The sequence below is a fragment of the Benzoatithermus flavus genome (assembly GCF_037908215.1).
In the GTDB taxonomy this organism is placed as follows: domain Bacteria; phylum Pseudomonadota; class Alphaproteobacteria; order Geminicoccales; family Geminicoccaceae; genus Benzoatithermus; species Benzoatithermus flavus.
In genome coordinates, this window is record NZ_JBBLZC010000038.1 from 37122 (window position 1) to 43201 (window position 6080).

The 6080-nt window shown below is 68.1% G+C and carries 5 protein-coding genes and 1 pseudogene; 2 read left to right on the forward strand and 4 right to left on the reverse strand.

The genetic code is table 11. The features are described from left to right. Nucleotides 1-12: 12 nt before the first annotated feature. Both U1T56_RS22655 and U1T56_RS22660 read left to right on the forward strand, forming a co-directional pair. Nucleotides 13-1806, forward strand: coding sequence for an IlvD/Edd family dehydratase (locus U1T56_RS22655; RefSeq protein WP_418161786.1), 1794 nt, complete (start codon nt 13-15; stop codon nt 1804-1806). 9 nt (nt 1807-1815) lie between these two features. Further along, nucleotides 1816-3153 carry a tetratricopeptide repeat protein gene (locus U1T56_RS22660; protein WP_418161787.1) on the forward strand — a complete coding sequence of 446 codons (1338 nt, stop codon included), beginning with the start codon at nt 1816-1818 and terminating at the stop codon, nt 3151-3153. On the opposite strand, the gene U1T56_RS22665 is transcribed toward U1T56_RS22660, so the two are convergent. The 4 genes and pseudogenes from U1T56_RS22665 to U1T56_RS22680 form a co-directional block, all read right to left on the reverse strand. Then, the gene (locus tag U1T56_RS22665; RefSeq protein ID WP_418161788.1) at nt 3147-3626 is read right to left on the reverse strand and encodes a hypothetical protein; all 480 of its coding nucleotides are present in this window, start codon (nt 3624-3626) and stop codon (nt 3147-3149) included. The two genes, U1T56_RS22660 and U1T56_RS22665, sit on opposite strands and share 7 nt — an antisense overlap. A 387-nt stretch (nt 3627-4013) precedes the next feature. Beyond that, nucleotides 4014-4472 (reverse strand): Uma2 family endonuclease, encoded by a 459-nt coding sequence (locus U1T56_RS22670; RefSeq protein ID WP_418161789.1) that lies wholly within the window; start codon nt 4470-4472, stop codon nt 4014-4016. 37 nt (nt 4473-4509) lie between these two features. Further along, on the reverse strand, nt 4510-5277 hold the full coding sequence (locus tag U1T56_RS22675; protein WP_418161790.1) for an SDR family NAD(P)-dependent oxidoreductase: 768 nt from the start codon (nt 5275-5277) through the stop codon (nt 4510-4512). A gap of 132 nt (nt 5278-5409) precedes the next feature. Then, a pseudogene (locus tag U1T56_RS22680) lies at nt 5410-6009 on the reverse strand (proline racemase family protein). Between the last annotated feature and the right edge of the window lie 71 nt (nt 6010-6080).

Below are 6080 nucleotides of genomic sequence, written 5' to 3' on the forward strand. Positions count from 1 at the left end.
AGGGGGTCAGGGATGACGGAGCAGGGCAAGCGCCGGTTGCGCAGCCAGGATTGGTGGGACAACCCGCTCGAGCCGGACATGACGGCGCTCTATCTCGAGCGCTACCTCAATTTCGGCCTCACCCGCGCCGAGCTGCAGTCCGGCCGGCCGATCATCGGCATCGCCCAGACCGGCTCCGATCTGGCCCCGTGCAACCGGCATTTCCTCGACCTCGCCAGCCGCATCCGCGACGGCATCCGCGATGCCGGCGGCATCCCGATCGAGTTTCCGGTCCACCCGATCCAGGAGACCGGCAAACGGCCGACCGCCAATCTCGACCGCAACCTGCAATATCTCTCCTTGGTCGAGATCCTCTACGGCTACCCGATCGACGGCGTGGTGCTGACCACGGGCTGCGACAAGACCACGCCCGCCCTCCTCATGGGGGCGGCCACCGTCGACATACCGGCGATCGTGCTCTCGGGCGGACCGATGCTGAACGGCTATCATAAAGGGGAGTACGCCGGCTCCGGCACGGTGGTCTGGCACGCCCGCCAGCTCATGGCCAAGGGCGAGATCGACTACGACGAGTTCATGGACATGGTGTGCGACTCGGCCCCCTCGGTCGGCCACTGCAACACCATGGGCACCGCCTCCTCGATGAACGCGATGGCCGAAGCGCTCGGCATGTCGCTGCCGGGCTGTGCTGCCATCCCTGCTCCCTACCGCGAGCGCGGCCAGATGGCCTATGCCACCGGCAAGCGCATCGTCGAGATGGTCTGGGAGGACCTGCGGCCTTCCAAGATCATGACCCGGAAGGCGTTCGAGAACGCGATCTTCGCCGCGGCCGCGATCGGCGCCTCCACCAACTGTCCGCCGCACCTGGTGGCGATCGCCCGGCACATGGGAGTCGAGCTCGACGTCAAGGACTGGGAGATGGGCTACGACATCCCGCTCCTCGTCGACATGCAGCCCGCCGGCAAGTATCTGGGCGAGGACTATTACCGTGCGGGGGGCCTGCCCGCCGTCGTCAGGGAGCTGATGGAAAAGGGCCGCTTCCACGAGGACGCGCTCACCGTCACCGGCAAGACCTACGGCGAGAACATCCGCGCGATGAGGATCGAGGTCGACCGCCGGGTGATCCGCCCTTACGACGACCCGCTCAAGCCCGAGGCCGGCTTCCTCATCATCAGCGGCAACATCTTCGACAGCGCGGTGATGAAGACCTCGGTCATCACCGATCAGTTCCGCCAACGTTATCTCGAGCATCCCGACCATCCCGGCATCTTCGAGGGCCGGGCGATCGTGTTCGAGGGGCCCGAGGACTATCACGAGCGCATCGACGATCCCTCGCTCGAGATCGACGAGAACTGCTTCCTGTTCATCCGCAACTGCGGTCCGGTCGGCTATCCGGGCGCACCCGAGGTCGTCAACATGCGCCCGCCGGCGGCGCTCATCAAAAAGGGCATCAAGGCCCTCCCTTGCATTGGTGACGGCCGGCAGAGCGGCACGTCGGAGAGCCCCTCGATCCTGAACGCTTCGCCCGAATCGGCGGTCGGCGGCAATCTCGCGATCTTGAAGACCAACGACCGTGTGCGCTTCGACCTCCACAAGCGCCGCCTCGACGTCCTGATCCCGGAGGACGAACTTCGCGCCCGGCAGGAGGAGCTGAAGCGCAACCCGCCGAAGATCCCGCCTTCGCAGACCCCCTGGCAGGAGATCTACCGCAGCCTCGTGGGCCAGCTCGCGACGGGTGCCTGCCTCGAGCCCGCGGTCATGCATCTTCGGATCGTCGAGAAGCACGGCTCGCCACGCCGCAACCATTGAGGGCGGCCCGTGCGCCTCGCCCGTTTCCTCGCCCTGCCCGCGATCCTGGCGCTCCTTGCCGGGCCGATCGCGGCGGAGGAGCCGGGCGAGGCATGGGCGCGCCTCGCCGAGGCGGGTGTCGCGGCCGCGAGCCAGGGCCGGCTCGCCGAGGCGGAGGCCGATTTCCGCATCGCGCGCGAGCTTGCGCAGAAGCTGCCGCCGGACGATCCGCGCCGGGCCATCAGCGCCAACAATCTGGGCTTCGCGCTCTACGCCCAAGGCCGCGTCGCGGCGGCGCTGCCGCTCTACCGGGAAGCGCTGAGTTCACGGGAAGCGAGCCTCGGCCGCTCTCATCCCGCGACCGCGCAGAGCCTCGCCAACCTCGCCGAGGCGCTGCGCGCGCAAGGAAACCATGTCGAAGCCGAGGCGCTGCAACGGCGCGCGCTCGAAATCCGGCGAGCAAGGCTGCCCGCGAATCATCCCGATCTCGCCCAGAGCCTGAACGATCTGGGCGTGCTCCTCACCGATCTCGGCCGCTTCGCGGAAGCCGAGCCGCTCTATCGCGAGGCGCTCGCGATCCGCACTGCCGTCTTCGGGCAGCGCCACCCCGCCGTGGCCGAAACGCTCGGCCATCTCGGCGCCCTCGCCTTCGCGCGGGCACGGCTCGCCGAGGCCGAGCAGCATTACCGGCAGGCGCTCGCCATCGAGGAAGAGATCTACGGCAGGGACGATCCGGCCACAGCGGTGACGGCGGGCAATCTCGCCACCGTGCTGCTGCAGGCCGGCAGAGCCGCGGACGCCGCGGCTTTGCGCGAGCGCGTCCTCGCCTTGCGCATCGCCGCTTTCGGCACGGACGGGCTCGAGGCGGCAACTGCCCGCGAGGCGCTGGCCCAGGCTCTGCTCCGCCAGGGCGAGACCGAGCGCGCCCGCTCCCTCCTCGAAGCGAGCCTCGCCGCGCGCGAGCGGCTGCAGGGGCCGTCCCATCCCGAGCTGGCACCCGTCCTGATGGTGCTCGCGGGTATCCGGCGCGCCGCCGGCGACCGTATGGCGGCGCTGGCGCTCGTGACCCGCGCGGTCGCGATCCAGGAGCAGGCGTTCGGCGCGAACGACCCGCGACTCGCCGCGGGCCTCAACGATCTCGCCCTCCTCGCGGCCGAGCGCGGTGCCTTGAGCGAGGCGGAATCCTTGCTGCAGCGCGCCTTGCGGATCGAGCAGGAAGTCTTGGGCAAGAACAGCCCGGCGCTCGTCGTGACGCTGCGGAACCGGGCCGAGCTGCTGGCCGCCCTCGGCCGGCCGGAGGCGGCCGAAGCGGCCCGGCAGCGCGCCCGGACGATCGAGGCCGCGGCAGCACCGCCTGCTCCTCAGTGAGCGAGGCTGCGGTCGAGGGCGGCGAGGCCGCGATCGGCGAGCTGGCGCTCGGTGTCGCGCAGAAGGCGCGCCAGCGCATCGGCTTCGCGCGCCGGCATGGTCACGAGCCCCTCGCCGCCGCCCTGCACCAGCGAGAACCAGGGCAGCTCGCCCTTGGCGCAGGAGACGGTGGCGTCGATGTCGCCGTCCTCGGCGAGCAGCATCATGTCGCCCCAGGCCAGCACCAGGCCCGGCACCAGGATGGCGGCGTCCTCGGCCAGGCGCCGCACCCGCGGCAAGGAGGCGAGATCGAGCCGGACCGGCTTATAGGCCGGATGCACGCCCTCTTCGTCCACCGGCCGGCGGCCGAGCTCGACGGCGTACCCGTCCTCCGTGGCTACCAGCGAGGCCATCAGGAGCGATTCACAAGCCAGAAGCGGCTCACTGGCCAGATCGACGATCTCCGTTCTCGGTTGCTCGACGATGTTGTCCATGACTGCCACTCACCGTGAAGGCACTGCTTCCTGCAAGGCCATGCAGCTCGTTCGCCGTGGCCGACCATTGCTCCCCGCAGTGACCCGCTGCCTTTCCGGCAGCCGCCGACTATGGCTCTTTTAACGAGCCGTTCTCTTTCCCGCAGTGATCAAAATCACGAAATTTCTTTTCTTCGGTCGTCGACCATCTCGTCTCGGCGAGGATTTAGGACGACCTTACGTGACGGACTCTACGGGGAACCGGGTCCGCCCGACAGCCGGAGGATTGGCGCAGGCCACTCTGTCGCGGTCTCGCCCCGGGAACCGTTGGAATCCGGTGATTTCCGGCACCCGATCGGCGCACCGCAGCCGACGATGCGCACGAACCACCGGTGCGGGAGGAGGCTCCTAAGGGATGGCCACGTCCCGACAGAGCTCGGCCACGGAGAGGCCGATGCCGGGCCCCGGCAGGTCGATCACGGCATCGAGCCCCGCCAGCTCCCGTGGCTCGGCGTCTGCCCCCTGCTCCGGCGCGTAGAGACGGGCCCGGGGCTCGTCCTGCCAGAGATAGAGCACGTGCCACAGGCCCGGCGTGCGCAGATGGTTCTGCAGCTTCGGCCCGAGGTCCTCACGCTGCGTGCCGGGCGAGAGCACCTCGACGATCAGCACCGACCGGTCGGTGAAGTCCCGCGTCTCGCCGCGGGCGACGCTCACGTCCGGGCAGTACCGGTTCCTGCGGTTCACCTCGACCAGGAAGTCGGTCACGATCACATGGGCGCCCTCATCAGCGAGGCGCGTGCAGATCGCCGAGCCGATGCCGCCGCCACCGCCGGTCACCATAGCCACCTTGTCCCGAAAGCGCGTCATAGCTTCCTCATTTTCTCTCGCCGCGCGGCATGCGCCATCAGCGGATGTAGCTGCCGCCATTGACGTCGAGCGTCGCCCCGGTGAGCGACCGCTGCGACGGTCGCAGGACGAAGGCGACGAGCTCGGCGATTTCCTTGGGCTCGGCCATCGCACCGATGGGAATGTCGCCCGTCGCCGCCTGCGTGCCGAACGGTGCGACGCAGTTCTCCGCCATGGCGGTGCGCACCCAACCCGGCGCTATGGCGACCGCCGTGACCCCGTCACCGCCGAAGCTCCGGGTGATCGACTTGGTGAGGTTGACGAGCGCTGCCTTCGTCACCCCATAGGGCATGAAGTCTGCCGCATAGCCGCGCTGGCCCGCCCGGCTCGCCATGTTCACGATCTGCCCGCCGCCATGCTGCCGAAAATGCAGCACGGCCGCCCGGCAGAGGTCCACGGCGGCGAAGAAGTTCACCTGGAATTCCCGCTGCCAGGCCGCATGCCATACGTCCAGATCGGCATCGATCGCGATCTCCGTGCGGATCCCCGCATTGTTGACGAGGCCATGGATCCGGCCGGCCAGCGCCGTTGCCCGATCCCAGAGCTCGGTCGGGCCGGCCGGGTCGGCGAGATCGGCCTGCACCGTCCAGCCAGCCCCGCCGCTGCCCTCCAGGAGGGCATCGGCACCGGCGGCATCGTGTCCGGAGTGGATGAGCGGCCGCGCGCCTTCGCGCGCGAGCCGCTTGACGATGGCGGCTCCGATCCCGCCGGATGCACCGGTGACGAGAATGGCTCGATCGGCAAGCGGTTGGTCGAAATGCGTCATCTGCGAGCAGCCGTGCTCAACCGAGGAGGTCGGGTTGGAGTCTCCAGGTGCCCGAAAGGGCGAACCCGCTTGGGAAGGGGTCGTTTGCATCGATGCGAAATTCCTGCTCTCGGCTGGCGCTTGATGCAGAGTTCAAACCGTGGTCATCCACGTGTCGGCCACCGTAAAACCCTCGGGGTAAGGGTCCGTCGGGCCCATGCCCATCTGATACGAGCCGGTGATCCATGCCTGACCGGCGATTGCCGGTATGACAGCGCTATACGGCCCGACGGTTGCTAGACCGTCGATGGTGCAGGTGAAGCGGCTGCCGGTGATCGACTCATGGATGAAGGTCGCGCCGGGCGTTATGAGACCCTTGGCATGGAGCAGCGCCAGTCTGGCCGACGAGCCGGTGCCGCATGGTGATCGATCGCATCGGCCCGGCGAGACGACCACGCAGTTCTTTGCGATCAGCTAGCCATTGTCCCGTCGAAGCGGCCCCATGAACTGCGTGTTCGTTATGCCCGGTATGGCGGGGTTCTCCGGATGCTCGACGGCAAGCTGTTGCGCTGCCGCGAATTTGATTTTTTGCCCGACCTCGCACAGCTCACGTGCTTCCGAAGGCTCAATCGAAAATCCAAGATCAGCGGCGTCGACCATCGCGTAAGTCATTCCGCCATGGACGATGTCGACCTTGGCGGTGCCGAGACCATCTACTTCAATAATTCTGTCGGTATGATAGCAAAACCTGATTAGCCGTGACCCTCATCCAGCGACGAGGACCCGATAGGGCATAGGCTTGGTGCGGGCGGCGCTGTGGACGA

What these genes read in the sequence shown, in the direction of transcription:
- U1T56_RS22675 (WP_418161790.1), bottom strand. Translation starts at nt 5,277, where the DNA reads ATGACGCATTTCGACCAACCGCTTGCCGATCGAGCCATTCTCGTCACC.
- U1T56_RS22655 (WP_418161786.1), top strand. Translation starts at nt 13, where the DNA reads ATGACGGAGCAGGGCAAGCGCCGGTTGCGCAGCCAGGATTGGTGGGAC.
- U1T56_RS22670 (WP_418161789.1), bottom strand. Translation starts at nt 4,472, where the DNA reads ATGACGCGCTTTCGGGACAAGGTGGCTATGGTGACCGGCGGTGGCGGC.
- U1T56_RS22665 (WP_418161788.1), bottom strand. Translation starts at nt 3,626, where the DNA reads ATGGACAACATCGTCGAGCAACCGAGAACGGAGATCGTCGATCTGGCC.